The following is a 24,451-nucleotide window of genomic DNA, read 5'->3' as shown; positions in this document are numbered from 1 at the left end:
ACCTAACCTGCCGCGCGTTCTGGCTGGCGACGCTTGACATGGGCAAGCAGTGACACGAGTGCGCCCGGCGTGACCCCCTCAATCCGGGCGGCGTGTCCAAGGGTGGCCGGGCGAACCGCTTCAAGTTTCGATCGAACCTCGTTCGACAGCCCCCCGACGGCAGAATAGTTTAGGTCTTCCGGAATCTGCAGATTTTCGTCGCGTCTCAACTGCTCAACATCGGCTTTCTGACGCTCGAGGTATCCAGCGTACGTCGCTTCAATCGCGAGCTGTCGGCGAACCCTTTCCGTCAGACCCCCTGCCTCGGGAAAAGCGGCGATGATCTGATCAAGAGAAATATCTGGATAGGCCAGATAATCCCAGGCGCTGCGACGCTGGCCATCCTGATTGACCTTCCAGCCAAGCTTCGAGGCCTCGTTTGGCGTGAGAGAGAGCGACTTCAGTAGTTGGCGTCCGCTTTCGAGACTCTGGTGTTTCACGTGAAACATCTTCGCGCGGGCACTCCCTACGACGCCCAGGTCGATTCCCTTATTCGTTAGTCGCTGGTCCGCATTGTCGGCCCTCAAGGCCAATCTGTACTCCGCGCGCGACGTAAACATCCGATAGGGCTCGCTGACGCCATGAGTAATCAGGTCATCAATGAGAACCCCAATATAGGCTTCCGCCCGGTCGAATGCGGCGGCGGGCTCTCCACGAACAAGCCGTGCCGCATTCAGTCCGGCGACAAGACCCTGTGCACCGGCCTCTTCATACCCTGTTGTCCCGTTGATCTGGCCGGCGAGAAACAGGCCCGGCATGGATTTGACTTGAAGACCGTGAGTAAGAGCGCGCGGATCGACATAATCATATTCGATCGCATATCCCGGCTGTATGATCCGCACATTCTCAAGACCAACAATTGTGCGGATAAAGGCCTCCTGAGTCTCGGTCGGCAAGGACGTCGATATTCCGTTCGGATAAACAGTGTTGTCGTCCAGTCCTTCGGGTTCGAGAAAAACCTGATGACGATCTTTGGAAGCAAACCGATGAACCTTATCCTCAATTGACGGGCAATACCGGGGGCCGCGCCCCGCAATCGCCCCTGAATAAACGGCAGAACGGTGGATATTGTCCGCGATGACCTTGTGCGTTTCGGGGTTGGTAAAGGTAATGCCGCACGAAATCTGAGGAACGCCGATACGCTCGCTAGCGAAAGAAAACGGTGTTGGCTCATCATCAGCCGGCTGTAACTCAAGCTGGCTCCAGTCGATCGTCTTTCCGTCCAGGCGGGCAGGCGTGCCGGTCTTTAGGCGGCCCATGGGTAGGTCCATCGCGTAAAGCCGGTCGGACAACCCAATTGCGGGCTTCTCGCCAATCCTTCCGGCCTCGATTCTCTCCTCGCCCCGGTGGATTACTCCCTTAAGGAAGGTTCCTGTCGTAATCACAACAGCAGAGGCCCGGTAGCGCTTGCCGGTCTGTCCAACCACTCCACCCGCCTTACCGCCCTCAACGATCAGATCTTCCACGCCATCTTCGACAAGAGTGAGATTCCCGTAATCAGCCAGCTCTGACTGCATGGCCTCTCGATAGAGTTTCCGGTCAATTTGAGCTCTTGGTCCCCATACCGCTGGGCCCTTCGAACGATTCAGCAGTCGAAACTGTATACCCGACTGGTCCGCCATTCGTCCCATGAGACCGTCGAGTGCATCGATCTCGCGAACGAGATGGCCTTTACCAAGACCGCCAATCGCCGGATTGCAGGACATCTCTCCAATCGTCGAAAGCTTGTGAGTGATGAGTGCCGTGTTCGCCCCGGTACGCGCAGCCGCAGCCGCAGCTTCACATCCGGCATGCCCGCCCCCCACTACAATAACATCAAAATCAAATGCGCCTGGCATTCGCGGCTCCGCTAAATTGCAAAGATCGATGAGCGGGCCGCTATACAACATCTAATCGTCGAAACACAGGGGCGCGACTCATTTCCCAATACAGAAGGACGAGAATACGGCGCCAAGAATCTCTTCTACGCCGATTTCTCCAATAAGCCCGGAAAGCTGCCGGGATGCTAGCCGCACATCTTCCGCCACCAATTCCGCCCCACCCCCGCGCGTTATCAGGTCGCTTGCCTGTTTCACGTGAAACAGTGCGGATTCCAGAGCCAGCCTATGCCGGCGCCGTGTAATAAGGGGCGCCCCAACTGATCCGGCCTTTGCGCAGATTATGTTTGCAATTATGCGCTCCAATTCACGGATCCCATCTCCTGTTATCGCGGAGATCACCATGGCACTATCGGGCCACTTAGCGTTTTCACCCGCCAGATCGATTTTGTTGACCACGAGAAGGTCGTCTTCTCCACACTCGGAAAAGTCCGTGCGATCGTCGGCAGCGCGAACCTGGATCCGGAGATCTGCGGAGGCCGCCCTTTGCTGTGCTCTCCGAACGCCCTCGGCTTCGATCACGTCGGCAGCCTCCCTCAGGCCTGCGGTATCCGCAACCCAGGCGATCTGACCACCGATTTTCAACCGAACCTCAACCACATCCCGAGTCGTCCCCGGAATATCGGAGACAATGGCTGCCTCCCGGCGCGCGAGCTTGTTCAATAATGACGATTTTCCTGCATTCGGCGGACCAACGATCGCGATATGAAAGCCATCCCGAATTCGTTCACCGACCGAGTCATCGGCCAACGCCTTCTCGAGACTCGCCTCCATCTCGCGAAGTGTCCGCGCAACTGGTTCTCTGGTTTCATCGGGCGCATCGTCTTCGTCGGGAAAATCGATGCTCACTTCCAGCAACGCTAGAGCGTTTAGAAGCGACGATCGCCAGACCTCATATTGCCTGGACAATCGGCCGTCGAGTTGATCGAGGGCTAAGTGCTTTTGCGCGCGGGTCTCCGCATCGATCAGGTCCGCAACGCCTTCAGCTTCTACCAGGTCAAGCTTTCCATTCTCAAACGCACGCCGGGTGAACTCGCCGGCTTCCGCAAGCCGGGTATCCTCGAAACTGCAAATAGCGTCGAGCGCATGTTCAATAACCGCAGCGCCACCATGCAGATAGAGTTCCGCGGTATCTTCTCCGGTGTACGACGCAGGCCCGGGCATGAAGACCGCCAGTCCTTCATCGATCACTTCACCGGATCTGTCCCGAATACGGCCATAGACTGCCTTTCGCGGCGCAGTCCATCCAGGCACAAGTAATTGGTTGCATATGACACGAACGCCAGGACCACTGATGCGAATGATCGCGATCGCGGATGGCGGCGGCCCGGAAGCGAGCGCGCAGATCGTGTCGCGCGCAGCCGTCATCGCCTAGTTCTTCATTGCCTCGAAGAATTCGTCGTTCGTCTTGGTCTGACGAAGCTTGTCGAGCAGGAAGTCCATAGCATCTGACGTCCCCATGGGATTGAGGATGCGGCGCAAGATATAGACTTTCTGCAGCTGCTCCTTCGGCGTAATGAGCTCTTCCTTCCGGGTACCCGACTTCATGATATCCATGGCCGGGAAAGTCCGTTTGTCGGCAATCTTCCGGTCTAGAACGATTTCAGAGTTACCCGTACCCTTGAATTCTTCGAAGATAACCTCGTCCATGCGCGAGCCGGTTTCGATCAGCGCTGTCGCAATGATGGTTAGTGAGCCACCGTGTTCGACATTCCGAGCTGCACCGAAAAACCGTTTCGGACGCTGGAGCGCATTGGCGTCTACACCACCTGTCAGGACTTTCCCTGAACTTGGCACCGTTGTGTTATAGGCGCGACCAAGACGCGTAATCGAATCGAGCAGGATGACGACATCACGTCCATGCTCGACAAGACGTTTGGCTTTCTCGATCACCATTTCCGCGACTGCCACGTGACGTGTTGCGGGTTCGTCGAAGGTTGACGAGATAACCTCGCCCTTCACAGACCGCTTCATGTCAGTCACTTCTTCCGGACGCTCATCAATCAGAAGAACGATGAGATAACATTCCGGATGGTTCTCCTCGATCGACGCAGCCACGTTCTGGAGGATAACGGTCTTACCGGTGCGCGGCGGAGCGACGATCAGTGCGCGCTGACCCTTACCAATCGGAGCAACGATATCGATTACGCGTCCGGTCCGGTCCTTCTTAGTCGGATCCTGGCTCTCCATCTGAAGGCGCTCTTCTGGATAAAGAGGCACGAGATTGTCAAAGTGAACTTTCTGGCGAGCCTTTTCGGGTTCCTCAAAGTTCACCGAGTTAACACTCATCAGCGCGAAATAGCGCTCGCCATCGCCCGGCTCCTTGATCGGGCCCTCAACCGTATCACCGGTTTTCAGACCGGCCTGCTTCAAAAGCTTCGGATTTACATAGATGTCGTCCGGGCCGGGAAGATAGTTGGACTCTGGCGACCGCAGGAAACCAAACCCATCAATCAGAACCTCAAGGACACCCCGCCCGATAATAACAATGTCGCGCTCTGCGAGCTCGCGCAAGATCGCATAGAGCATGTCTTGCGTTCGCAGTGACGACGCATTTTCCACTTCGAGACTCTCGGCATAAGCGAGTAGCTCAGTCGGGCTCTTTGCTTTGAGATCGCGAAGATAAACGTGGCGTTGGGAGTCGGTTTCAGATTCAATGACGATGTCGGACATGGACACTCTGTATGGGGATACCGGCCGATAGGCTGGAACAGGGAAATCATAAGTCGCAAGGGCCCAGGACGGGCAGGGACTTTATCTGCCTGCTTATGATCTCTGACAACCGCCGCGTCAAGACGTCATCGCCAGCAGCATGCCCGTCCTCAGAACGGCCGGACGATCACCATAACAACGATGACAATCATTAACAGAAACGGGACTTCATTCAGCAATTTCAGTTGCTTTGCCGGCAGCGTCTCGCCGTTGTCGATCTTCTTTCCCATCGAGATAAAGTAGCCGTGCAATCCGGTCAGGATCAGGACAAAGAGGAGTTTCACGTGAAACCATCCTTGCGATAGCAACCCGTGATTCATAGCCACCATCGCAATTCCCAGGACCCATACGAGGATCACGGACGGATTCAGAATAATTATCCGCAACTTGTTGGAAGCAGACTTCATCGTCTCGAAAAGCGGATCTCCGGCCTTCGCTGTCAGCTGATGCAACTTGTAACGCGGATAAATCAACATGCCCGCCATAAAAGCGATCACAAAAATAAGGTGGAATGCCTTCAGCCAGAGGTATGTCATTAATTTAATCCGTATACTGAATGACGTTCATTTCGCCCGGTTTCGGATTATCTCCAGCACCCTTTCAACATTCTTGATCGGGGTTTCTGGCAGGACACCGTGGCCCAGATTAAATATATGGGGCCGGTCACGATAGGCCTCGATCAACTCAATGACGCGCCGATCCATCTTTTCCCCGCCTGCGAGGAGCAGCAGAGGATCCAGATGACCTTGAACAGGAAATCTGTCCGGCAGTTCCCGATTTACAAAGCCAGGAGAAATCGCCGTGTCCAGGCCAACGGCATTGACGGCGGTCGCATCGACATAGGCGGGCAGCATCGTCCCTGCCCCACGCGGAAAGCCAATGATGGGCACGTCGACACCAAGCTCACGCAGGCGCGATACAAGCTTGCGATTGGGTTGTACAATAATCTGTTCGAATACGTCATTCGCTAGACCCTCCGCCCAGGATTCGAACATCATCAAGGCATCAACGCCAGCTTCCGCCTGCGCAGCCATGTAATGAGCGGTCACTTCGACGAGATCGTCCAGTAGAAGATCGAGCCCTGCCGGGTTTTCATGCGCCCAGAGCCGAGCCGTATTCTTGTCGGTCCCGCCTCTTCCTTCAATTGCATATAGCCCGACGGTCCACGGCGCACCGGCAAAGCCAATCAACGTCTTTGACTGATCGAGCTTGTCCCGCACACGCGACACCGTTTCATAGACAGGTGACAACCTTTCTTTGGCTGTCTGTACAGGAACCTTGTTGAGCCGGCCGCCAGGCTCAACAGGTTCAACGATTGGTCCCACACCTTTTTCAAACCGCACGCCCTGTCCGAGCGCGTCGAGCACCAAAAGAATGTCCGCGAACAGAATTGCACCATCCATGTCATAGCGTTCAATCGGCTGAAGGGTAGCTTCTGTCGCCAGCGATGGCGTGTAACAGAAATCAAGAAAATTCTTCGCGCGTGATCTTAGCTCTAGATATTCTGGAAGATGTCTGCCCGCCTGCCTCATCATCCAGACGGGAACGGGGTCATGTCTGTTGCCAAGCAGTACGTCCAGCAGAGGTTTTGTCACGTCGTTAGCCATCTGGCTCCCTTCAAACTTTCCATTAGATTCGGCTCTTATCACTCTTAGCCACTGGAAATCGTGGACAAACCGTCTCAGGCGGTGTTGTCAGCATGAATTCCACAGCGAGTCCAACGGCGGTGCTAGAAATTTACCCTTCATTAAACCTTTGGAATCGCCGTTAATTTTTGCTTAACCATTTAGGCGCGGTCCACCGCTTGGAACAGGATGAGACTCCAGCCTGTTGGAATCAGCTGCATGTGGATTGCCGGTGAACAATAGTGGGCAAAATGATTCTCCCACAACGTGTCCACAGGGGTTGTCGATTTCATCGCTTCCCGGCAGTTTCGCGCGAACCTCATGGTCCGGAGAATCAATGCGCCCGAGCATATACTTCAATGTCCACCTTGTTTCGGATTCAACTGGCGAAACGCTGAACGCAGTCATGCGTGCGGCTGCTGCGCAGTTTGAAAATGTTATTCCGCTTGAACACAATTACTACCTGGTTCGTTCCGAGCGCCAGCTGGAAAGGGTCATGCGTGATATCGAAGCGGCACCGGGGGTCGTCTGGTTCACCATTTCGGACGAGGCGCTTCGAATGAAGCTGGAGCAATTCTGCCGGGCCAAGCAGGTACCAGTGCTGGCCGTACTCGACGCTTCGATCCATCTGCTGAGCCGACATCTCGGCGTCGCAGCAACCGACCGGGTGGCTGGTCAACACGCGCTGAATCAGGAATATTTTGAGCGCATCGAGGCAATTAACTTTGCACTCGCACATGATGATGGCCAAAACCTGCAGGGCCTCATCCATGCTGACGTGATTCTTGTAGGTGTCAGTCGTACGTCAAAAACCCCAACCTGCGTCTATCTCGCCAATCGGGGCGTAAAGGCCGGAAACATTCCGCTTGTGCCGGGCGTGCCGCCGCCTGCTGTTCTCGATCAGATTGATCCAGTGAATGGACCGCTTGTGATCGGTCTCAAGATTGGCGTTGAGCGCCTCGTCCAGATTCGTAGCCAGCGGCTTATCGCCCTCAATGAGACTTCAACAACCGATTACACGGACGAAGAAGCCGTCAGGTCCGAAGTGACCGAAGCGAGCCGCCTTTTCCAGCGCAAGAAGTGGACGATGATCGACGTTTCCCGGCGAAGCGTCGAAGAAACGGCCGCCGCCATTCTGAACAAACTCAATGAGCGCCGGGGACAGGGATGAACAAACTTTCTGTGATTCTGGCGTCTGGCAGCGCCAGTCGACGAAGCCTGCTCGCAAATGCGGGTGTCGAAGCAACAGGCATTAAACCCAATGTCGACGAAGACGCCGCCAAAGCGGCTTTTCGGGCGGAGGGCATGCGTGTCGCTGACCAGGCGCTGCGCCTGGCCGAGCTAAAGGCCATAAAGGTGTCCCGCAATCATTCAGGTCTCGTCATTGGCGGCGACCAGATGCTGAACTTGGACGGCGAGCCGCTCGACAAGCCTGCCGACATGGCCGAGGCGGCCCGTCATCTTCGGCGGTTCTCGGGCAAGGTTCATCGGTTGGAAACGGCAATTGTTATTGCAGAGAACGGCGAGCCCGTCTGGCGGCATCTGACGTCTCCAAAACTGACGGTTCGCCCGCTGGATGACACCTTCATCGATCACTATCTCAAGGCTGCAGGACCGGATATCCTGAACACGGTCGGTGCCTACCAGCTGGAAGGTGTGGGAGCACAACTGTTCAGCAGAATCGAAGGTGACTATTTTTCGATCCTTGGGCTGCCCCTGCTGCCTTTACTGGATTATTTGCGTGTTCGAGGCGTAATAGCAGCATGATGCAGCGTTTAGCCGTCATCGGAGATCCTGTCGGGCACTCCTTGTCGCCGCAAATCCATATGACCTGGATTGACGCGCAAGGACGCAAGGCCTCCTACGAATCCATCCGTGTACCAAGGGGCGAAACCGCGGCGGCACTCGCGGATTTTTCCCGAAAGAAATTCCGCGGTCTGAACGTCACCTTGCCGCACAAGGAAGCCGTACTGGAAACCGTTATCGACACTTCGCCGGCCGTTGCGGCCATCGGCGCCGCCAATACCTTGACCAGGAACACGGACGGAAGCTGGCGGGCTGACAATACTGACGCACCCGGACTAATGGCGGCACTGCGGCGCGCGGGCATTGGCGACGTGTCAGACAAGACCGTTCTTGTTCTTGGCGCGGGCGGGGCTGCGCGCGCGGCGCTCTATGCGCTCGACCGGGGTAGGGCAAACCTGATCGTCCTTAACCGGACGGTTGAAAAGGCAGGCAAGGTGATTGGAGCGTGTTGCCGTCGGTCCCATCGTTTCGGTCCATTAGAGGACCTCGCGCTACATGCAGTCAAAGCTGACTTCATAATCAATACAACAAGCGCCGGTCACGGCGGGGAGTTTCTCGATCTACCTGAAGGAAAAGGCCGTCTATTTTTCGAAATGAGTTACGGCGCGCCAGCGAAAGCTCAGCTCGCGCAAGCCAGACGTATGGATTGGATTGCGGAAGATGGGCTGGGCATGCTGGTCTGCCAAGCCGCAGAAAGCTTCGCCATCTGGTTCGATTGCGCATTGCCAGATGTCGAAATCGCCCTTGAAGCTTGCCGTGAAACGCTGAAACTGAACGAATGATCATTCTCGGTCTGACCGGATCCATAGGCATGGGGAAAAGCGCTACAGCGGCCATGTTCGCTGAGGCCGGCATACCTGTTTATGATGCGGACGCGGCGGTCCACTCGATTTACCAGAAGGGCGGACTTGCGGTCGAACCGCTCGGCGAGCGCTTTCCCGGAGTCGTCGTCGACGGGGCGATCAATCGTCAGCGCCTGCGGGACTTCGTAATGGAAGATCCGGAGGCAATGAAGGCACTTGAAGCCATCGTTCATCCTCTTGTTGGCGAAACTCAGGCGCGCTTTCGAAGGGATGCGGTTCATTCGGGAGCCGCTCTGGCGGTTCTGGATATCCCGCTTCTTTTTGAGACGGGCGGCGACCAGCGTTGCGACTATGTAGCCGTCGTGACCGCCCCGCCCGAAGTGCAGAGGGCGCGTGTGATGGCGCGGAACGAAATGAGTGAGTCGGATTTCGAGAAGATCGTCGCCAAGCAAGTACCCGATGCCGAAAAGCGGGCCCGAGCGGATTTCGTTATCTCTACAGCCTTCGGTTTCGAATTCACGCGAACCCATGTACACGCAATCATAGAATTGCTGACCCGGATGGAGCATGACGAGCGATGACGACTCTTCTGCGCGAAATCGCCTTTGATACGGAAACAACTGGTCTGGACTGGGCGGGCGAAGACCGCATCATTGAGGTCGGTGCGGTGGAACTCATCAACCATGTCCCGACGGGCCGGACGTTCCATGAGCGGATCAATCCGCGCCGGTCCGTTTCGGCGAAGACGATTGAGATTACCGGTATCACCGACGACATGCTGGTGGACAAACCCTACTTTGAGGACCCCCGAATCGCTGATGCGCTGATCGAATTCATCGGAGATTCGCTCATCGTCGCGCACAACGCGGCCTTCGACCGCGGGTTTCTCAATGCCGAGCTGACCCGCTGCGAAAGGCCCATCTTTCCGGATGAGCGGTGGGTCGACACGCTCGATATTGCCAAGAAGCGCTATCCCGGCGCGCCTGCTTCTCTGGATGCGCTCTGCAAACGGTTTGATATTGGCCTTGAAGCGCGCTCACTCCATGGCGCTCTGCTCGACAGCCAACTTCTGGCTGAAGTCTACCTTGAGCTTCGCGGAGGAAGGGCGCGCAGTTTCGATTTCTCTGATGGTATGTCCGACGGCGAGCGTGCGCGTTTCCGATCGGCACGACAGCGTCCGCAGCCGCTCGCCTCTTTGATCACCTCAGCAGAGGCCGAAAAGCACGCTGCGTTCGTTTCCGAGCTTGGCGAAAGCGCGATCTGGTCGCGCTACAATCGCTAACCGATCAGAACTGGTTTCCGCCGCCGTTTTCCGGCAGCGTCTCGGCCGGACCTGATTGCGGCTGCGGCTCAGTCGGCTGAGGCTGGCCAGCAGCTTGCGCGGCGGTACCCTGCTGACGCTGCTGACGATAAAGAGCAGTGAAGTCGACTGGATCGATACGAAGGGCCGGGAATCCGCCCTCTTGCGTGAGGTCTGCAACAATTCGCCGCGCAAAGGGGAACAAGAGCCGCGGGCATTCAATCAGGAGCATCGCCTCCATGTCAGCCTGGGAAGCGCCACGCACCTGGAACATACCGGCATACTGAAGCTCGATCAGGAAAAGGGCATGGTCCTGCGTTCCAGCGCGAGCATTCAGTTTGAGGATGACCTCGAAGACGCCATCCTGTTGATTCTGCGGTATCGCCTGGACATCGATCCCGAGGTCGACATTCGGCTGCTCGTTGACGCGGACGCCAGGATTTTCGAAGGACAGGTCCTTGATATACTGATTGAGAACCCGCAGGCTGGGTCCTGTTGGCTGCTGCGGTTGTGGTGCTGCGTCCGACGTGTCGCTCATGAGCAGATTTTCCTCTACAATCTGGGTGTGGCGCCTACCATGTGCCCAATACTTGCGCAACACTGGGTGGCACAGCGGAAAAGTCCCCTATATGGGAAGAGTAACATAACGCTTTCGGAGACTGCATGTCGTCCTCGATCATAGAACTGGCCCTTTTGGCTGCGATTGCTGCATTTGTAGGCTGGCGCCTGTATACGACGCTTGGCAGCGACAATGGCGCACCCGACGGGCGTGCGCGCTCTGAGGCACCATCGCCGCGTCCGGTCAACGAAACGCCGCGCCGCCCAGCGGATAGCCCGCTGCGCCCGGCCTTCACGGGACCGGCAGCCGCTGGGCTTGAGGCCATTCATGCTGCAGACCCCTCTTTCGACCCGAATGAATTCATTCAGGGCGCCCGCGGTGCATACGAAATGCTGGCCGGCGCCTTTGCTCGCGGGGACCGTGATACGCTGAAGCCGTGGCTCGATACCGATGTGTACGAAGCATGGGATGGAGCGATCTCGGAGCGCGAAAAAACCGGGGCCGAAGCGCCTCAGCTCCTGCGTATTCGCCACAGTGAAATCGAGGAAGCCCGTCTTGATGGAGACATTGCGCGCGTCACGGTCCGTTTTGAAGCTGAACTCGGTGATGGGGACCTGACGCGAAAGTCCGAGGAGTACTGGACCTTCATGCGCAATATTTCTTCCGATGACCCAAACTGGTTGCTCGACGACGTTGATATTGCGGGCTGATCCGGAATTGCGGTGACTCGGGGCCGCAATCAGCGCATTCTGCGGCGCGCTACCTTGGAGGCGCCCGATGAGCTCGGATCTCAAATTCTACACCAATCCCATGTCGCGTGGCCGGATCGTCCGATGGATGCTCGAGGAGGTCGGCGTACCATACGAAACCATCGTGGTTGAGTATGGTGATGCGATGAAGGCGCCGGACTTTTTACGAATCAACCCGATGGGCAAAGTGCCCGCAATTCGGCACAAGAGTTCGATTGTCACAGAGTGTGCAGCTATATGTGCGTATCTGGCCGACATTTTCCCCAATGCAGGGCTTGCGCCCCCGATCGATAGAAGGGCGGCTTATTATCGCTGGTTCTTTTTTGCTGCGGGGCCTGTCGAAGCCGCCACAATGAACAAGACTCTGGGTGTCGTTCCGACGGATGAACAGCGCAGGATGGTTGGTTATGATCGTCTTGAAACCGTGCTTGATACGCTTGAGGCGGCGGTAAAGGATACACCGTACCTTGCAGGAAGCGACTTCTCGGCAGTCGATGTTTATGCGGGATCCCAGATCGGATGGGGCCTGCAGTTCGGGACGCTCGAAAAGCGACAGGCCTTCATCGACTATTGGGATCGGTTGAGTTACCGGCCGGCAAAGGTTCGCGCCGATGAACTCGATGACGCACTGGTTCCGAACTGACCCTCTGAACCAAGAAAAAAAGGACCGCGATTTGCGGTTGTCGGCGTCGCAGAAGCTGGGCACTCTCTGCTCATGCGTGCTACCCTCGTCTTTCTCGCATCGCTGCTTCTTGTATCGGCTTGCGCATCCGCGCCTGAACCACCTTCCTTCCCGTCAGGACCGAATGGAAGAGGCCCTGCGGATGAAACCTACACTCCCATGCGGGCGCCAGTCCCGGCGGCATTTGCGGCCCTTCCCGGCTGGCAGTCTGCTGACCTGATGCCGGGCCTGTCCGCTTTCCGCAAAAGCTGCGAGCAGTTCGAAGGGAGAAACAGTGCTTCCTATCTATCAGATTCCGCACAATGGGCTGGCCGCGTAGAGGATTGGTTGCCTGCCTGCGCGACCTTGGATGTCGCGATGGACTCGGAGAGTGCCCGTGCCGTGATGCAGGCATTGTTTCAACCGGTGGAAATTCGGAGTGCGAATGGCGAGTCGCGTTTCACAGGCTACTTCGAACCGGTCTATGAGGCCCGCTACAGCCCGCAGTATCCATTTACCGAACCGGTGCCAGCGCTTCCTGGCGACCTCGTCTCCGAGGGCGGAAACCGCGTATATCAAAAGCTTTCCAGAGGCGGGCGCAGGCCGTATCCGGCGCGCAAGGAGATTACGCAGCGCGGCGTCACCCCGCTGGCCTATGCGCACCCGGCGGACGTCTTTTTTCTGCAGATCCAGGGGTCGGGGAAACTCGTATTTCCCGATGGGCGCACAGTGAAAGCCGCCTATGCCGCCCACAACGGGCAGCCATTCAAGTCCACGGCCAATTGGCTTTTTGAGCGCGGCTGGATCTCGAGCGGCGAACGTTCAATGCAAGGCATACGCGCCTGGATGGACCGGTCGAGTCCGGAGCGCGTCCGCCAGGCGATGAATGCCAATCCGCGCTTTGTGTTTTTCAAACTGGAACCGGCTGACAACAATGCCAGTGGGCCGAAAGGCGCGATGAGCGTTCCTTTGACCCCGCTGGGATCCATGGCGGTTGATCGCTCGCACCACCCGCTCGGAGTCCCTGTCTTTGTGAAGACGAAAGCACCGGGTCTTGGCGGCGAGTGGTCGGGGCTGCTGAACGCGCAGGACACCGGCGGCGCGATCAAGGGTGCTGTTCGCGGTGATATCTATTTTGGTACTGGCCCCGCTGCAGGTGACCGGGCTGGTACCATGAATGCGCCCGGCCGGCTTTGGGTCTTGCTTCCACGGGCTGTCGCAGCCCGCTTGGCCGGGCCCAGTGCACAAGCCGGCCTTGGTCCGAAGACCAGCGCGCCTTAAATCGCACGAATGAGCAAGCGGCGACTTTCCGAGGAAGAACAGAAGGTCTGGGACCGGGTCCGAAAATCCGTTCGCCCGCTAAAACCCGGCCGGCCAGCCAAAGCCATTCAGGACCCGGGAGATCCCGGCTTGCTGAAGCGGTCCCGCTCTGCGCCAGCGGCACTTTCATCGACGAGGGAAGGCTCCACGGGGCCGACTGAACCGAAGCGAAGCGCGCCAGTGCCTCAAGACCGTGGCTCAGAGAAGAAGATCCGGCGCGGCAAAATGGAAGTATCAGCAAGCTTCGACCTTCATGGTCATACTCAGGAATCGGCCTGGTCTGCCCTCCCGGCATTCCTCATCCGGGAGCAAGCGCGCGGTTCGCGCTGCGTTATCGTTATTACGGGCAAGGGAAAGCTCGGCGAGGGCGTTCTACGCCGGAACTTCCTGCATTGGCTGGACATGCCAGAAGCGAGGCGCCTTGTTTCTGGCTATGCGCAGGCGCACCCGCGCCATGGAGGAAAAGGAGCGTTCTACGTGTTCATCCGCCGGCGTTAGGCTTTCGTTTGCCGGGCAGCCTTCTCGGCCAGGCCCGACACGCCGCGCCGTTCGGCCAGGGCGTCGGCCACCATGTCGAGCGGTACGCCCTTCGCCCTCAATCCGACAAGCAGGTGGAAGATCAGATCGGCCGCTTCAGACGCCGTTTCCTTGCGCCCCTCTGCAGCAATTGCGAGCGCAACTTCGGCTGCTTCTTCGGCGATTTTTTTGCCGCAACGTAGTTCACCGCTGTTGAGCAGTTTGGCCGTATATGACTTTTCGGGGTTCCCGCCAGCACGGCTGTCGACGGTCTCAGCCAGTTTGGCGACAAGGCCTGTCAGGCGGTCGGCGGAGCCAAGTGGTTGTTTAGCCATGTTTGTCTGCCTCAAGTCTCGAAAGGTCTGACCGGAGCGCCCGCATCTGCGAGCGCTTGGCGTGCTTCAGCAAGTGTCACCTCTCCGAAGTGGAAAATCGAGGCCGCAAGAACAGCATTCGCGCCGCCTTCAAGCACGGCTGGTGCAAGATCCTGCGCTGAGCCAGCGCCGCCCGAGGCCACAACCGGAATGGACACTGTCTCTGTGATCGCCTTGAGCAAGGGTATGTCGTAGCCCGACTTCGTCCCGTCCTTGTCCATGCTGGTAAGCAGGATTTCGCCGGCACCGCGCCGCTCGGCTTCTGCTGCAAACTCTACCGCATCGATACCGGTTGGCTGGCGACCGCCATGCGTGAAGATTTCCCAGCTATCGCCGGATTTGCGGGCATCGATCGCCACCACAACCGCCTGGCTGCCGCCTTTGGCGGCGCATTCGGCAATAACCGCCGGGTTTGCAACTGCCGCGGAATTGATCGCGACCTTGTCGGCGCCGGACCGGAGCAGTTGAACAAGGTCTGCCGCCGATCGCACTCCGCCGCCCACGGTCAGCGGCATGAAGCACTGCTCAGCGGTTCGCCGCACAACGTCCAGCATTGTTCCGCGGCCTTCGTGACTGGCGGTGATATCCAGAAAGCAGAGCTCGTCAGCGCCCTGCGCGTCGTAAGCCTTTGCAAGCGCAACCGGGTCTCCCGCATCGCGCAAGTCCACAAAGTTGATGCCTTTGACGGTGCGTCCGTCTTTCACATCGAGGCAGGGAATGATGCGGGTTTTCAGCATGGCACGTCAGGCCTTCGCCGCCGCAATGGCTTCGGCGGGCAGGATGTCTCCGTCATAAAGTGCGCGACCCAGTATCGTGCCGGCAATTGGGCGTTTTCCGCCAGCGCGACGCAACGATTCTATATCTTTTACGCTGGCAACGCCGCCGGACGCGATCACGGGAATCGAAACAGCGTCGGCTATCTCACTGGTGAAAGCGACGTTAACCCCGGTTTTCATCCCGTCCCGAGAAATATCTGTGACGACGAGACCGGCAACGCCGCATCCCTCAAAGACCCTGGCGAGCTCAACGGCTTTCATATCCGATGTTTCGGCCCAGCCCTCAACGGCGACATAGCCGTCTTTCGCGTCGATGCCGACGACAATGCGTCCTGGCAATTCACGCGCTGACGACTTCACGAGATCCGGATCGCGCAGCGCGGCCGTACCGAGGATCACCCGCGAGATGCCGGCTTCCAGCCAGGCGTCGATCTGAGCGCGCGTGCGGATGCCTCCTCCCAGCTGGACCGGGACATCGGTCGCCCTGAGGATGTCGCGGACGGCCTCTCCATTGGCGCTGTTACCCGCGAAAGCGCCATTGAGATCAACCACATGGAGGCGGTCAAACCCGATTTCCCTGAAGCGGGACGCCTGGTCTGCCGGGTCCGGATTGAACGCCGTCGCTTTATCCATCTCGCCCCGCAGCAAGCGGACACACTGGCCGTCCTTCAGGTCGATCGCAGGATAGAGATTAAACGCGGTATTCATGACGGGTCCCAGTTCAGGAAATTTGCAAGCAGCCGCAAGCCGACCCGCTGGCTCTTTTCCGGGTGAAACTGAGTGCCAAAAAGATTATCTCGCGCAACGGCTGCCGTGATGGGCCCGCCGTAGTCTGCCGTGGCAGCAATGTCTGCCTGATTGGCAGGGACCATCGCATAGGAATGCGTGAAATAGACGTGAGGGTCATCGCCAAGATTCTTCAAAACCGGATGATCCTGTTGCAGCACAAGGCCGTTCCATCCCATATGCGGAACCGCAAGGCCTTCGTCTGGCTCTATTCGTCGAACGTCGCCAGCAATCCAGCCAAGCCCGCGCGTTTTGCCGTCCTCTAGGCCCCACTCGGCCATGAGCTGCATGCCGACACAAATCCCGAGAAACGGTTTGCCCCCCGAAATTACAGCAGCTTCCAAGGCATCCGTCATGCCATCGACAGCCCGCAAACCTGCAGCGCAATCGGCAAAGTGTCCGACGCCGGGAAGGACGATGCGGTCTGCTCGCGCGACCCGGCCGGCATTGCTGGTCACATCAATCACGATATCTGAACCGGCAAGCGACGCGGCTGCGCGCAGTGCACGTTCGGCAGAGTGCAAGTTACCGGAGCCGTAATCGATAAGGGCAAGCGTGGTCATCACGCGCGCTCATAGCGGCGGCGGCGACGCGTGGAAAGAGGCTGCTACCTTGATCAGATGATTTCACTGCAGCAAGCTGCCGCAATAAAAGACCCTCAGGAGCCCCCTCATGCGTGCCTTTCCTTCAATATGCCTAGCTACGTGCGTTGCCCTTTTGCCCGCTTGTGCAACGGCCGACCCATCCACGAACCAGGCGACAAGTCTGGTCGAACAACGTTCAGGCCTCACAGCCAATGTCGCGACCAAACTCTGGGACTGGGCGGAAGTTGGCTACCAGGAAACGAAATCCTCTGGATTGCTTCAAGATACGCTTGCGGGTGAGGGTTTTGACGTGGAAGCGGGCGTAGCCGGAATTCCGACGGCATTCGTGGCTGAATATGGAACGGGCGAACCCGTTATCGCCATACTCGCAGAATTTGATGCCCTGCCCGGTATCAATCAGAGTAGCGCGCCTACGCGTGACCCCGTTGAAGGAAAACATGCCGGACAAGCCTGTGGCCATAATCTCTTTGGCGCCGGATCTGTTTCTGCCGCCATCGCAGTCCGCCACTGGTTGGAGAGCACAGGCACCGAGGGCACGATCCGCGTCTACGGTACACCGGCAGAGGAAGGCGGAAGCGGCAAGGTCTATATGACGCGCGCCGGTCTTTTCGACGATGTCGATATCGCGATGCACTGGCATCCGGACGATCAGAACTCCGCTGCGGCGAACACATCGCTTGCCAACCGCTCTGCCAAATTCCGGTTTCACGGCATTTCGGCTCATGCAGCCGGCGCGCCAGAGCGTGGACGCTCAGCACTGGATGGCGTCGAGGCGTTCAACATGATGGCCAACATGATGCATGAGCACATGCCGCAGGATGCGCGGATGCATTATGTCATCACGGCCGGCGGCAATGCTCCCAATGTAGTGCCGGATTTTGCCGAAGTGTTTTACTATGTGCGTCACCCCGAGGCAGATGGCGTGGACGAAATCTGGGCCCGCCTCGAAAAGGCCGCTGAAGGCGCAGCGATGGGCACGGGCACGACCGTCGACTGGGAGGTCATCCATGGCAACAACCCGCTTCTCGTGAACGAGACGCTGGCCCGCATGATGGACAGAAAACTGCGCGAAATGGGCGGGATTTCCTACACTGCCGAAGAACAGGCCTATGCTGAACAGATCGCAGCGAGCTTTGACAAGCCTGACCTCAGCCTTGGCTCACAGGAAGAAATCCAACCATTCGAGATCTCACTTGGTTATGGCTCGACTGATGTTGGTGATGTTTCCTGGGCAGTGCCGACCGTGGGCCTGAGGACCGCAACCTGGGTACCAGGAACATCGGCCCACAGCTGGCAGGCGGTGGCCGCGAGTGGGATGTCCATTGGCCACAAGGGTGCTCAGCTCGCCGCCGAAACCCTGACAGCAGCAGCGATCGAGCTTTACCAAAACGAGGACCTTATCGAATCTGCCTGGACGGAGTTCGAAGACAAGCGCGGACCGGACTATGAGTACAGGTCCCTCCTGGGTGATCGCGACCCACCCCTTGATTATCGAAAATAAGCCTGGCGATTGCGGGCTTTGCAACGAAGCTTTGTCACACGCTTTCGGTCTGCTGGTAGCGTGTCACAAGCTCGACAATGACAAGGGTGAGGGCGTGGCCCGCCACGCCCACGGTCCACCAGATCGAGGGCCAAAGCATTAGATACGTCCCGCCGCCAGCACCTATGCTGATCCCGGCAAACAGGATCATGCCGAACACGTAGCTTGCGAGACTGATCCAGAAAGAAAGCCGGAGCGCGGCGAGCCCCTTCCTCTGTTTTTCTTTTCGTTTCCGGGCGGCGTCGGCCTTCGTGTCTGCCGTCAGCACATACACATCGACATTAAAAGCGGCAGCCAAAGCCATCAGCGATTCCCTCGAGGCGGCCTCTCCATTCTCGATGCGCTGGATTGTCCTCACGCCAATCCCGGCCAGGTCCGCCAGATGTTCCTGGGACCAGTGGCGTTCATCCCGCCACCTTCTTATTTTCGCTGCATCCGGGTTCAGTCGCATGCCCTGCTTCTCCTCGGCATTAATCTATTGTGCGGGCCGAGAGTGGCTCGAAAACCCTGCCAGGACCACGTCAGACAGGCGTCACCGGTCCGCCAGTAGACTGCCGCGTGCACGACAAAAAGGCTTCGGCACCGAGATGTCCGATGATCGGCCAGTCGACGATGGTTCTTGTGCCGAATTTAAAGGCTTCCTTTGGTGCTGGCGGGCTTACCCTGGAGGCGCGGGTCGGGGGCGACTGCCATCCGGAGGGCACGGGCCGTCGCCTTGAAGCAGCTTTCGGCGATGTGGTGATTGTTCTCACCGTAAAGATTTTCAACGTGAAGGCACATGCCGCCATTGCCGGCCAGGGCATGGAAGAACTCCTTGAAGAGTTCGGTATCCATTTCACCGATCTTGTCGCGCAGGAAATCTACCTTCCAGATCAAGTACGGACGCTTGCAGAGGTCGATCGAGGCCCGGCTAAGAGTCTCGTCCATAGGAATGTAGGCGTGCCCGAACCGATTGATGCCGGCAAAATCGCCAAGCGCCTTCTTGATCGCCTGGCCAATCACAATCCCCGTATCCTCGACGGTGTGGTGGAAGTCGATGTGCAGGTCGCCTTTGGCCTTGACGGTTAGGTCGATGAAGCTGTGGCGCGACAGCGAGTCCAGCATGTGATCGAAAAAGCCCACACCAGTTTCGATGTCGGACTTTCCGGTTCCGTCGAGATCGACGGTCACAGCGATGTCTGTTTCGCGCGTTGTGCGCGTAACGGTGGCGGTTCGATGATCAGTCATGTCGTCCCAAATAAGGTGTCGAGAAGTATTCAGCTACAACAGATTCATTCACGGAATTCTAAAGTTTCAGTGGGACGGATGAGGTCGAGATACTTTAGTTTTAGTTTCAGAACCATTGAGGCCGACCCTGCGAGGACTCGTAAATCTCTCCCGCCTGCTTTCCAAGGCCCGATTTGCAATCCTTTTGCCCGCCAGCGCCGCCATTGCGGCTTTGGGGTTGTCGATGCTGTTCGACCTTGCCTATCTGTCTGCATCCGGTTCGCGGATGGATGCACAGAATGCGCAGGTTGCAGAGCGGCTTGCGAAGCTGGTAGGGCCGGAAATCGCCACGGGCGATATGGAAGAAGCGACCCGGATCATGGCGCAAATGGCTCCGGACGCGGCGCTCGTTGCTGATGCTGGCGGTAATGTTCTTGCGGGAAGTGCCCCCGAAAAGTTGATCCGGCGCGGAGATGCATTTCCTGTGCTCGGCCCGAATGGTGAGCGCATCGCGACCTTGTATGCGGGCAACATTGTACCGCGCGGTCTGCTCATACCGCTGCCAATCATGCTCAGTACAACACTGATTGTAGTGGGAATCGCCTATTGGTTGGCCAGTTATTTTTCACGCACCACGAGTGGGCAAGTGGAAGGTCTGGCAGAGACGCTGCGCCAGACGGCGGAAGGGCGCCTGTCGCGGACGAGTTCCCCGAATATTGTTTTCGAGGAGTTCCGTAGGCTCCAGGTCGTGATCGTCCGAACCATCCGCAAGCTGCGGGCAGACAATGAGCGTTTGCTGCAGGCCGCTTTCACCGATGAGCGCACCGGGCTCGGCAATTCCGCGAGGCTGACGCAGGAATTGACGGAAACGATCGCCGCGAGCTCCTTCGAGGAACCGGCAGCCTATGTCTTGCTTGAAGCCGAGGGGCTTCAACAGTTTTCCGAGGGCCATGGTACCCTGCTTCCTAACGAGGTCCATACCGCCATCGCCAAGCGGCTGACCCATTTTGTGTCAGCACAGGAAAAAGACTACTCCATGCCGCTCGGCAGCTGGCCGGTGTTTTCGCTCCAGTCTGATGAATTCGCAATTCTGGTTGATCGTATCGGTGGGCGTGCCGAAGTCATGCGTTTTGTGCGCGCCGTTCTCGATGCGCTCCGTCAGCCATACGAGATCGCAGGTCAGAGCATCCGGCTCCCGGCGCGCGCCGGGATCGTGATCATCCCCGAGGATGGTCAGGCGCCGCAAGAGATCAGGAAGCGGGCCGAGTCGGCGCTTTACCAGTCAAGGCGCGCGGATGACCTCGATATTCAGTTCTACTCTCCCAAGCTTGATCGCCAGACGGCTGCGCGAAAGCGCCTCGAGTCTGAAGTGCGCGCCGCCGTTGAGCAGCGCCGGTTCATCCCCGTCTTCCAGCCCAAGATCGATCTGCGAACAGGTCGCATTGCTGGCGCTGAAGCCCTGGCGCGCTGGAAACTCGAAAGCGGCCGCATTGTCTCTCCGGGCGTGTTCATCCCGGTCGCCGAGTCAACGGGTCTGATCGGTGAAATCGGTATGCAGATTACCGAACAAGCTTGTCGAGCGGCCGCCATGTGGCACAGCCGCGGTTTTCGCGACGTATCGGTTGCGGTGAACGTCTCGCCCCTGCAGTTCGAGGATGATGATCTCGGTGCAATGCTCATTCGTGCGATGAGCGAAGCGGGCCTTCCGCCTCGTCTGCTGCAGCTCGAGATCACGGAAAGCGTTGCAGTGTCCGACCCGGAACGTCTCAAGGACGTCATCGGACCTCTAAAGACGATGGGTGTTCGACTGGCCATCGACGATTTCGGCACGGGTCATTCCAACCTGTCCATGCTGGGCCGTTTGCCATTCGACGTCTTCAAGATCGACCGCGCCTTCATTTCCAGTCTGTACACAGACAAGCAGGCACCCGCCATTGTCGAAATGATTCTCGGCATGGCTGAAACCCTGGGCATGGAGACGGTTGCCGAAGGCGTTGAGACCGAAGCGCAGGAATCCTTCCTGCGCCAGAGGGGCTGCGACCAGTATCAGGGCTTTTATTACAGTCCTCCGGTCTCCCTTGAAAAATTCATCCAGATGCTGGCGGCAGACCGGGCCGGTGCTGCAAGCCAGGCTGGCTAAAGGCCGCACGGCCCTTGCGATTTGGCGCCGCGTGCGCCACATCACCTGCCGTGACAGATAACGAAACTTCCCGCTCCCCGCTTTGGCATGGCACGACAATTCTCGCCGTGCGCACCGAAGATAAAGTTGTCATCCTGAGTGATGGTCAGGTCTCCATGGGCCAGACCGTCATGAAAGGAAATGCCCGCAAGGTGCGCCGCCTTGGCAGCGACAACGCAATCCTGGCCGGCTTTGCAGGTGCAACCGCCGATGCTTTCACCTTGTTCGAACGCCTCGAACAGAAGCTCGAGCGTCACCCTGGCCAACTCCAGCGTGCCGCCGTTGAGCTGGCCAAGGACTGGCGCACCGAGAAGTACCTGCAAAAGCTAGAGGCGCTTCTGATTGTTGCCGACAAGGACGTGACACTCGTCATTACAGGCGCAGGCGATGTGCTAGAACCGGAGCATAATGTCGTCGCGGTCGGATCGGGCGGAAATTATGCCTTGGCGGCAGCGCGAGCCCTTTATCCTTATGAAAAGGATGCTGAGACGCTTGGTCGGCAGGCAATGGAAATAGCTGCCGACATCTGCGTCTACACAAACTCGAATTTCACGATTGAGACATTGGACCTGAAAGCCTGATGGACATGCTGACCCCAAAGGAAATCGTTGCCGAGCTGGATCGCCACATTGTCGGTCAGGCCGATGCCAAACGGGCCGTGGCTCTGGCGCTGCGCAATCGCTGGCGGCGCAAGCAGGCGCCGGAAGAGCTGCGCGATGAGATAACGCCGAAGAACATCTTGATGATCGGCCCTACGGGCGTCGGGAAGACGGAGGTCTCGCGCCGTCTGGCAAAACTTGCCAACGCACCTTTCCTGAAAGTTGAAGCGACGAAGTTCACTGAGGTTGGTTATGTTGGGCGCGATGTCGAGCAAATCGTTCGTGACCTCGTTGAGTCAGCTGTGAGCATGGTCAAGTCGCAGCGCCGAAAGGCGGTTGAAGACCAGGCCCGCGAAGCAGCCGAGGACCGGCTACTGGACTCTCTCGTTGGGGAAACGGCCCAGAGCTCCACCCGTGAAGTTTTCCGACGCAAACTCCGCGACGGGGAGCTGGACGACAAGGATATTGACATCGAACTCGCTGATACAGGCGGGTCGATGCCGATGATGGACCTTCCTGGCGGCAACGGTTCGATGGGCATGGTCAATCTCGGCGACCTCCTTGGAAAGGCCATGGGCGGACGTACCAAAAGGGTACGGACAACTGTCCGCGACGCCTACAAGCCACTTATCGGCGAGGAGGCTGACAAGCTGATCGATGAGGAGAGTGTCACGCGTGAGGCGATACGGCTTGTCGAATCCGATGGCATTGTTTTCCTTGATGAGATCGACAAGGTCGCCGGCGCGAACCAGAGAAGTGGCGCAGATGTTAGCCGCGAGGGTGTCCAGCGCGACCTGTTGCCCCTGATCGAAGGAACGACCGTGTCGACACGGCGCGGACCGGTCCGGACCGACCACATCCTGTTTATCGCGTCCGGGGCCTTCCATGTTGCCAAGCCATCGGACCTGCTGCCGGAGTTGCAGGGTCGCTTGCCAATTCGTGTCGAACTGAAGGCCCTGACGCGCGACGACATGCGGCGGATCCTGGTCGAACCCGAGGCCTCGCTCATTCGCCAGCATGAGGCGTTGATGAGTTCCGAGGGCATCGAACTGAAATTCGAGGATGCTGCGATCGATGCGCTGGCCGATATTGCCGTGCGCGTGAATGATACGGTTGAGAATATCGGCGCGCGGCGTCTGCAGACCGTCCTTGAGCGGTTGCTTGACGAGATCAGTTTCACCGCGCCCGATCGTTCAGGCGAGACGGTGACGATCACACAGGATTATGTCGAAGCCCAGCTTTCCGATCTTGCCGGCAATACGGATCTCTCGAAATTCATCCTTTAGCGGCGATGACAGAACGGCGAACCGGCAGGTGCTTCTTTCCCCAGTCCCGGAAGGTGACCAGGGCCGGCGCAAACTCTCTGCCCTTCTCGGTCAGAAGATACTCATAGCGCTTGGGGCGTTCGACATAGAGCTTGCGCTCGAGGATTCCGGCGTCCACCAGCCGCTTGAGCCGGCTTGAGATGATGTGCCGGGTTGCACCGGTGCTGGCGGCAAACTCTTCAAACTTGGAACTGCCAAGGAAGCAGTCCCTCAGGATAAGCAGTGTCCACCGATCGCCGACCAGGGTCAGCGTGCGGGCGACAGGGCACCAGTTTTCGTCAAGCTCGGACCATTTCATGATGACAAACCATATACTGATTTGGTAAAGTTCCAAAATGGAATGGAAATTGGCATGAAGCAGGCAGCAGTTATCATTGGCGCAGGAGACGCGACAGGCGGGGCAATTGCAAGGCGGTTTGCGCGCGGCGGATTGACCGCAGTTTGCGTTCGCCGGACCAAAGAGATGGTCCAGCCTCTGGTCGAAGAGATCCGAAACGCAGGCCGTGAGGCCGAAGGATTTGGGTGCGATGCCCGCTCCGAAGAAGAGGTGATCGCCCTGTTCGACAAGGTAGAGGCTGACATCGGAGCGGTTCAGGCGGTTGTCTTCAATATTGGCGCCAATGTGAACTACCCGATCTCTGAAATGACAAGCAGGACTTATCGGAAGGTCTGGGAGATGGCGGCGTTTGCGGGCTTTCTGACGGGTCGGGAAGCTGCACGAGTGATGCTACCACGCCAGGCGGGAACGATAATTTTTACCGGTGCGACGGCGTCGCTGCGCGGCGGGGCGGGCTTCTCGGCGTTTGCTGGCGCTAAGTTTGCCCTGCGTGCGCTTGCCCAGTCCATGGCCCGGGAGCTTGGGCCTCAGGGCATCCATGTGGCGCATACCGTCATTGATGGCGCGATTGATACAGCCTTCATCAGGGACAATTTTCCTGACCGCTATGCCCTCAAGGAAAAAGACGGCATTCTTGATCCCGAAGCCATCGCCGAGAATTACTGGGTTCTACACAATCAACCCCGGTCCGCCTGGACCCATGAGCTTGACCTGCGCCCGTGGATAGAAAAGTTCTAAAACGAAACTGAAAGGGTCT

27 protein-coding genes are annotated in these 24,451 nt (G+C 58.0%); 14 read left to right on the top strand and 13 right to left on the bottom strand.

Annotated features, from left to right (window positions below; genetic code table 11):
• Window positions 1-2: 2 nt before the first annotated feature.
• The 5 genes from mnmG to hemE all read right to left on the bottom strand — a co-directional run bounded on the left by mnmG (window position 3) and on the right by hemE (window position 6,235).
• The gene (gene mnmG, locus D1227_RS02855; protein WP_119404016.1) at window positions 3-1,877 is read right to left on the bottom strand and encodes a tRNA uridine-5-carboxymethylaminomethyl(34) synthesis enzyme MnmG; all 1,875 of its coding nucleotides are present in this window, start codon (window positions 1,875-1,877) and stop codon (window positions 3-5) included.
• A 78-nt stretch (window positions 1,878-1,955) separates the two neighbouring features.
• On the bottom strand, window positions 1,956-3,212 hold the full coding sequence (gene mnmE, locus D1227_RS02850) for a tRNA uridine-5-carboxymethylaminomethyl(34) synthesis GTPase MnmE (protein WP_411710427.1): 1,257 nt from the start codon (window positions 3,210-3,212) through the stop codon (window positions 1,956-1,958).
• A gap of 75 nt (window positions 3,213-3,287) precedes the next feature.
• Window positions 3,288-4,589, bottom strand: a complete 1,302-nt coding sequence (rho, locus tag D1227_RS02845) for a transcription termination factor Rho (RefSeq protein WP_119375686.1) — start codon at window positions 4,587-4,589, stop codon at window positions 3,288-3,290.
• 149 nt (window positions 4,590-4,738) lie between these two features.
• Entirely contained in the window at window positions 4,739-5,164 is a 426-nt protein-coding gene (locus D1227_RS02840; RefSeq protein ID WP_119403693.1) for a CopD family protein, read from the bottom strand.
• A 27-nt stretch (window positions 5,165-5,191) separates the two neighbouring features.
• Window positions 5,192-6,235, bottom strand: coding sequence for a uroporphyrinogen decarboxylase (gene hemE / locus D1227_RS02835; protein ID WP_119403692.1), 1,044 nt, complete (start codon window positions 6,233-6,235; stop codon window positions 5,192-5,194).
• A gap of 355 nt (window positions 6,236-6,590) precedes the next feature.
• On the opposite strand from hemE, the gene D1227_RS02830 reads away from it, so the two are divergent.
• The 5 genes from D1227_RS02830 to dnaQ are packed head-to-tail and all read left to right on the top strand — an operon-like array spanning window position 6,591 to window position 10,144.
• Window positions 6,591-7,424 carry a pyruvate, water dikinase regulatory protein gene (locus D1227_RS02830; RefSeq protein WP_119403691.1) on the top strand — a complete coding sequence of 278 codons (834 nt, stop codon included), beginning with the start codon at window positions 6,591-6,593 and terminating at the stop codon, window positions 7,422-7,424.
• Complete coding sequence (locus D1227_RS02825; protein WP_119403690.1) at window positions 7,421-8,020, top strand: Maf family protein; 600 nt, start codon at window positions 7,421-7,423, stop codon at window positions 8,018-8,020. Before D1227_RS02830 ends, D1227_RS02825 begins: the two co-directional genes overlap by 4 nt.
• Window positions 8,017-8,841 carry a shikimate dehydrogenase family protein gene (locus D1227_RS02820; protein ID WP_119403689.1) on the top strand — a complete coding sequence of 275 codons (825 nt, stop codon included), beginning with the start codon at window positions 8,017-8,019 and terminating at the stop codon, window positions 8,839-8,841. Before D1227_RS02825 ends, D1227_RS02820 begins: the two co-directional genes overlap by 4 nt.
• Entirely contained in the window at window positions 8,838-9,443 is a 606-nt protein-coding gene (gene coaE, locus D1227_RS02815) for a dephospho-CoA kinase (protein WP_119403688.1), read from the top strand. Before D1227_RS02820 ends, coaE begins: the two co-directional genes overlap by 4 nt.
• Window positions 9,440-10,144, top strand: a complete 705-nt coding sequence (gene dnaQ / locus D1227_RS02810; RefSeq protein WP_119403687.1) for a DNA polymerase III subunit epsilon — start codon at window positions 9,440-9,442, stop codon at window positions 10,142-10,144. The genes coaE and dnaQ overlap by 4 nt, the downstream gene beginning before the upstream one ends.
• A gap of 4 nt (window positions 10,145-10,148) precedes the next feature.
• On the opposite strand, the gene secB is transcribed toward dnaQ, so the two are convergent.
• Window positions 10,149-10,700, bottom strand: a complete 552-nt coding sequence (secB, locus tag D1227_RS02805) for a protein-export chaperone SecB (RefSeq protein ID WP_119375678.1) — start codon at window positions 10,698-10,700, stop codon at window positions 10,149-10,151.
• A gap of 125 nt (window positions 10,701-10,825) precedes the next feature.
• Between secB and D1227_RS02800 the strand changes: the two genes are divergently transcribed.
• From D1227_RS02800 to D1227_RS19875, 4 genes are all read left to right on the top strand, one after another.
• A complete protein-coding gene (locus D1227_RS02800; RefSeq protein WP_119403686.1) occupies window positions 10,826-11,431 on the top strand; it encodes a Tim44/TimA family putative adaptor protein in 606 nt (201 codons plus the stop codon).
• Between the two features lie 67 nt (window positions 11,432-11,498).
• Entirely contained in the window at window positions 11,499-12,113 is a 615-nt protein-coding gene (locus tag D1227_RS02795; RefSeq protein WP_119403685.1) for a glutathione S-transferase family protein, read from the top strand.
• A 396-nt stretch (window positions 12,114-12,509) separates the two neighbouring features.
• Complete coding sequence (gene mltA / locus D1227_RS02790) at window positions 12,510-13,412, top strand: murein transglycosylase A (protein WP_325048689.1); 903 nt, start codon at window positions 12,510-12,512, stop codon at window positions 13,410-13,412.
• A 264-nt stretch (window positions 13,413-13,676) separates the two neighbouring features.
• Window positions 13,677-13,949 (top strand): Smr/MutS family protein, encoded by a 273-nt coding sequence (locus tag D1227_RS19875; RefSeq protein WP_158586549.1) that lies wholly within the window; start codon window positions 13,677-13,679, stop codon window positions 13,947-13,949.
• Here D1227_RS19875 and hisE read toward each other — a convergent pair.
• Genes hisE through hisH form a run of 4 tightly spaced genes read right to left on the bottom strand, consistent with a single transcriptional unit; the run spans window position 13,946 to window position 16,466 of the window.
• Entirely contained in the window at window positions 13,946-14,302 is a 357-nt protein-coding gene (hisE, locus tag D1227_RS02780; RefSeq protein ID WP_119375673.1) for a phosphoribosyl-ATP diphosphatase, read from the bottom strand. The two genes, D1227_RS19875 and hisE, sit on opposite strands and share 4 nt — an antisense overlap.
• Window positions 14,303-14,313: 11 nt before the next feature.
• Window positions 14,314-15,078: an imidazole glycerol phosphate synthase subunit HisF gene (hisF, locus tag D1227_RS02775; protein ID WP_119403683.1), complete on the bottom strand. Its 765-nt coding sequence runs from the start codon at window positions 15,076-15,078 to the stop codon at window positions 14,314-14,316.
• 6 nt (window positions 15,079-15,084) lie between these two features.
• A complete protein-coding gene (hisA, locus tag D1227_RS02770; RefSeq protein WP_119403682.1) occupies window positions 15,085-15,825 on the bottom strand; it encodes a 1-(5-phosphoribosyl)-5-[(5-phosphoribosylamino)methylideneamino]imidazole-4-carboxamide isomerase in 741 nt (246 codons plus the stop codon).
• Window positions 15,822-16,466 (bottom strand): imidazole glycerol phosphate synthase subunit HisH, encoded by a 645-nt coding sequence (hisH, locus tag D1227_RS02765; protein WP_119403681.1) that lies wholly within the window; start codon window positions 16,464-16,466, stop codon window positions 15,822-15,824. Before hisH ends, hisA begins: the two co-directional genes overlap by 4 nt.
• A 109-nt stretch (window positions 16,467-16,575) precedes the next feature.
• On the opposite strand from hisH, the gene D1227_RS02760 reads away from it, so the two are divergent.
• Window positions 16,576-18,009: an amidohydrolase gene (locus D1227_RS02760; protein ID WP_119403680.1), complete on the top strand. Its 1,434-nt coding sequence runs from the start codon at window positions 16,576-16,578 to the stop codon at window positions 18,007-18,009.
• Window positions 18,010-18,043: 34 nt separating this feature from the next.
• Here the strand turns inward: D1227_RS02760 and D1227_RS02755 are convergent, their stop codons facing one another.
• Both D1227_RS02755 and hisB read right to left on the bottom strand, forming a co-directional pair.
• On the bottom strand, window positions 18,044-18,499 hold the full coding sequence (locus tag D1227_RS02755) for a helix-turn-helix domain-containing protein (RefSeq protein WP_119375668.1): 456 nt from the start codon (window positions 18,497-18,499) through the stop codon (window positions 18,044-18,046).
• 179 nt (window positions 18,500-18,678) lie between these two features.
• Window positions 18,679-19,275 (bottom strand): imidazoleglycerol-phosphate dehydratase HisB, encoded by a 597-nt coding sequence (hisB, locus tag D1227_RS02750; RefSeq protein ID WP_119375667.1) that lies wholly within the window; start codon window positions 19,273-19,275, stop codon window positions 18,679-18,681.
• A 223-nt stretch (window positions 19,276-19,498) separates the two neighbouring features.
• Here hisB and D1227_RS02745 point away from each other — a divergent pair, with 223 nt between their 5' ends.
• Genes D1227_RS02745 through hslU form a run of 3 tightly spaced genes read left to right on the top strand, consistent with a single transcriptional unit; the run spans window position 19,499 to window position 23,318 of the window.
• Complete coding sequence (locus tag D1227_RS02745) at window positions 19,499-21,394, top strand: putative bifunctional diguanylate cyclase/phosphodiesterase (protein ID WP_119403679.1); 1,896 nt, start codon at window positions 19,499-19,501, stop codon at window positions 21,392-21,394.
• 50 nt (window positions 21,395-21,444) lie between these two features.
• The gene (hslV, locus tag D1227_RS02740) at window positions 21,445-22,014 is read left to right on the top strand and encodes an ATP-dependent protease subunit HslV (protein WP_119375665.1); all 570 of its coding nucleotides are present in this window, start codon (window positions 21,445-21,447) and stop codon (window positions 22,012-22,014) included.
• The gene (gene hslU, locus D1227_RS02735) at window positions 22,014-23,318 is read left to right on the top strand and encodes an ATP-dependent protease ATPase subunit HslU (protein WP_119375664.1); all 1,305 of its coding nucleotides are present in this window, start codon (window positions 22,014-22,016) and stop codon (window positions 23,316-23,318) included. Before hslV ends, hslU begins: the two co-directional genes overlap by 1 nt.
• Here the strand turns inward: hslU and D1227_RS02730 are convergent.
• Entirely contained in the window at window positions 23,308-23,655 is a 348-nt protein-coding gene (locus D1227_RS02730; protein WP_119375663.1) for a winged helix-turn-helix transcriptional regulator, read from the bottom strand. The two genes, hslU and D1227_RS02730, sit on opposite strands and share 11 nt — an antisense overlap.
• Window positions 23,656-23,703: 48 nt before the next feature.
• On the opposite strand from D1227_RS02730, the gene D1227_RS02725 reads away from it, so the two are divergent.
• A complete protein-coding gene (locus D1227_RS02725; RefSeq protein ID WP_407646970.1) occupies window positions 23,704-24,432 on the top strand; it encodes an SDR family oxidoreductase in 729 nt (242 codons plus the stop codon).
• Window positions 24,433-24,451 lie beyond the last annotated feature (19 nt).

The sequence above is a fragment of the Henriciella mobilis genome, assembly GCF_003576315.1.
GTDB classification, from domain to species: Bacteria; Pseudomonadota; Alphaproteobacteria; order Caulobacterales; family Hyphomonadaceae; genus Henriciella; species Henriciella mobilis.
This window is presented reverse-complemented; position numbering and strand designations above follow the sequence as displayed.